Below are 3,362 nucleotides of genomic sequence, written 5' to 3'. Positions count from 1 at the left end.
TCGGCAGAAAGACTGCTGGATCTATATTATCAGATGTGGCTGGTGCGGTATTTCGACGAGAAGGTCGATGAGTTTTTTGCCAAGGGATTGATACACGGGACAACGCATCTGTGTGTAGGGCAGGAGGCAACGGCTGTCGGGGCTTGCGCGGTATTGGAAGATCGGGATAAGATCACAAGCACGCACCGGGGCCATGGTCATTGTATCGCGAAAGGCGCGCAGGCGGACCGGATGATGGCGGAATTGTTCGGCAGGGAAACCGGCTACTGTAAAGGCAAGGGCGGTTCGATGCATATTGCGGACGTAGAGAAAGGCAACCTGGGAGCTAACGGGATCGTAGGCGGCGGCATTCCGATCGCAGCAGGCGCTGCGCTTACGTCGAAGATGAAAAACCTGGGTTATGTCGTGCTCTGCTTCTTCGGTGACGGCGCAAGCAACGAGGGAAGCTTTCATGAAGCGATCAACCTTGCAGCGATCTGGAAGCTGCCGGTTGTCTTCTTTTGCGAGAACAATCAATACGGGATGTCCGGTCCGGCGAAAGAGATGATCGGGGTAGAGAACATTGCGGATCGCTCCAAGGCTTACGGCATCCCGGGCGTTGTGGTGGAAGGGAACGATATCTTTGAAGTCATGCGTGTGACGAACGAAGCGGTCGAGCGGGCCCGGAACGGCAGCGGACCGACGTTAATCGAAGCGAAGACCTACCGCTGGAAGGGACACTCGAAGAGCGACGCCAAGAAGTATCGGACCAAAGAAGAAGAGCAGTACTGGAAAGAAGCAAAAGATCCGATTGCGAAAATGGCGGCCCGCTTACTAGCGGATCAAGCTGCAACCGGGGAACAGCTCGAGGAGCTGCGGGTGAAGGCGCTGAAAGAAATCGAAGCGGCCGTCAAATTTGCGGAAGAGAGCCCGATGCCGTCTCCGGACGCGATTACGGAGGACGTATTCGCTTAAGTTGGCTGAAGTTCTATAGATGAAGGTACAGGGTAAGGGGGAGCCGAACGAAGTGAGGAAAATAACGTATTTGGAAGCGATCAAAGAGTCGATGTCCCAGATGATGCGGGAAAACGAGGACGTGTTTGTACTCGGAGAGGATATCGGCGTGTACGGGGGAGCGTTCGGGGTCACGCGAGGGATGATCGAGGAATTCGGTCCGGAGCGAATCCGCAATACCCCGATTTCGGAGTCGGCGATCGCCGGCGCTGCCGTTGGGGCGGCGCTTACGGGGATGCGGCCGATCCTGGAGCTGCAATTTTCCGATTTTATAACGATTGCGACCGATCAGATTGTCAACCAAGCGGCCAAAATCCGCTATATGTACGGCGGGAAGGGCAAGGTGCCGATGGTACTGCGCACGCCAGCGGGCTCGGGTACGGGAGCAGCCGCGCAGCATTCGCAAAGCTTGGAAGCGTGGATGGCGCACATCCCCGGCCTGAAGGTCATTCAGCCTTCGACCGCGTATGATGCGAAGGGCTTGCTACGCGCAGCGATAGAAGACGATAACCCCGTCATATTCTATGAACATAAATTGCTCTACCGGACCATGGACGAGGTGCCGGAAGAGGCCTACACGCTCCCGATCGGCAAGGCGGACGTGAAGCGCCAGGGGACGGACGTAACCGTCGTCGCGACGTCGATTATGGTGCACCGCGCGCTGGAGGCGGCGGGGCAGCTGGAGAAAGAGGGCATTCAGATCGAAGTGATCGACCCGCGGACCCTGGTGCCGCTGGACATCGAAACCGTGGTGGAATCCGTGAAAAAAACCGGACGCCTCATCGTCGTTCACGAGGCGGTCAAACGCGGCGGTTTCGGCGGCGAGATTGTCAGCCAGGTCATGGAAAGCGAGGCGTTCGATTACCTGGACGCGCCGATTCAGCGGCTGGGCGGCTTGGACGTTCCTATTCCCTACAATCCAATCATGGAGAAAAAAGCCGTTCCCCAAGTCGACGATATCGTCCAGGCTGTGAAGAAGGCGCTCAAGTAAGTGGCAGGGAGGCCCGAAGGAGATGCTAAATGAAGTGTTCATGCCGAAGCTCGGCATGACGATGGAAACAGGCACGATTATTCGCTGGTTTAAACAAGAAGGGGAAGCCGTGCGCCAAGGCGACACGCTGCTGGAAGTGCTGACGGATAAAATCAATATCGAGGTGGAAGCGTACCATTCCGGTATTTTAGTGAAACGATATTACGAAGAGGATGCGGTTGTACCCGTCAACCACGTCATCGGTTACATCGGAGAGGCCGGGGATCAGGCTCCGGCATGGCCGCCGGACGCTTCGGGAGCGGCTTCGGATGGCGAAGCGGCCGGGCCTGCAGCATCGGGTCAGGGTGCCGTTGAAGCGTCCGAAGAGCCGGCGCAAGCGCCGGCGGAAGGGAAGCCGCGGGCAACCCCGGCGGCGCGAAAAGCTGCGCGCGACCACGGCGTGGCGCTGCAGCAGGTCAAGGGCAGCGGAGAGAAGGGACGGATTCACCGTGCGGACGTTGAAGGGTACGTCTCTACGGGCGCCAAGGCTAAGGAAGCAGCGTCGACGGTCAGGGCGACCCCGCTGGCGCAGAAGGTTGCGGCGGCGAACGGCCTGGAGCTTGGTCAGGTAGAGGGCAGCGGCGAACGCGGCAAAATCGTGCGCTCCGATGTCGAGCGCGCCCTGCAGCCTGCGAAAGTGCAAGCCGGGGAGAAACGGGTGATCAAGCTGCAGGGCATGCGGAAAATTATTGCGCAGCGGATGTCGCAAAGCGCCTATACGGCTCCGCACGTCACCATCACGACGACGGTGGACATGACGGCGGCGAAAGCGATGCGTACGGAGCTGCTGCCGATCGTCGAGAAGCAGACGGGCCTGCGGCTGTCGTATACGGAGATCCTGCTCAAAGCGATTTCCGCTTGCCTCGTGAAGCATCCGAACTTGAACGCGCGATGGGAGAATGAAGAGGTCGTGCTTCAGGACCATACGAACATCGGGTTGGCCGTGTCGGTGAAAGACGGCTTGCTCGTGCCGGTCATCTTCGAAGCGGAGCGTATGGGTCTGGCGGAGCTGGTGAGGAAATCGAAGGAGGTTGCGGGGAAAGCCCGCGACAACAAGCTGAAGCCGGAAGATTTGAGCGGGGGGACGTTCACGGTCAGCAATCTCGGGATGTATGCGGTCGATTCCTTCACCCCCATCATTAACCAGCCTGAGGTGGCCATTCTGGGAGTCGGACAAATTCAAGACAAGCCGGCTGTCATCGGGGGGCAAGTGCTGGTTCGGCCGATGATGACGCTGAGTCTTTCGTTTGACCATCGGGTGGTCGACGGCGCTCCGGCCGCAGCCTTTTTAACGGAATTAAAGACCGTGCTGGAACAGCCGTACCAATTGCTGGTTTGA

At 58.5% G+C, this 3,362-nt stretch carries 3 protein-coding genes; all 3 read left to right on the top strand.

Translation table 11 applies throughout. The features are described 5' to 3' along the window. Window positions 1–954, top strand: a 954-nt coding sequence (locus JMF85_RS27695) for a thiamine pyrophosphate-dependent dehydrogenase E1 component subunit alpha (protein WP_236596028.1), incomplete at its 5' end; no start/stop codon positions are given. A 52-nt stretch (window positions 955–1,006) separates the two neighbouring features. Beyond that, entirely contained in the window at window positions 1,007–1,984 is a 978-nt protein-coding gene (locus tag JMF85_RS27690) for an alpha-ketoacid dehydrogenase subunit beta (protein ID WP_127610563.1), read from the top strand. Between the two features lie 22 nt (window positions 1,985–2,006). Next, on the top strand, window positions 2,007–3,362 hold the full coding sequence (locus tag JMF85_RS27685; RefSeq protein ID WP_201319385.1) for a 2-oxo acid dehydrogenase subunit E2: 1,356 nt from the start codon (window positions 2,007–2,009) through the stop codon (window positions 3,360–3,362).

The sequence above is a fragment of the Paenibacillus sp. EPM92 genome (genome assembly GCF_016586185.1).
Taxonomy (GTDB): domain Bacteria; phylum Bacillota; class Bacilli; order Paenibacillales; family NBRC-103111; genus Paenibacillus_G; species Paenibacillus_G validus.
Note: the sequence above shows the minus strand (reverse complement) of the source record. Positions and strands in the feature narration are given on the sequence as shown.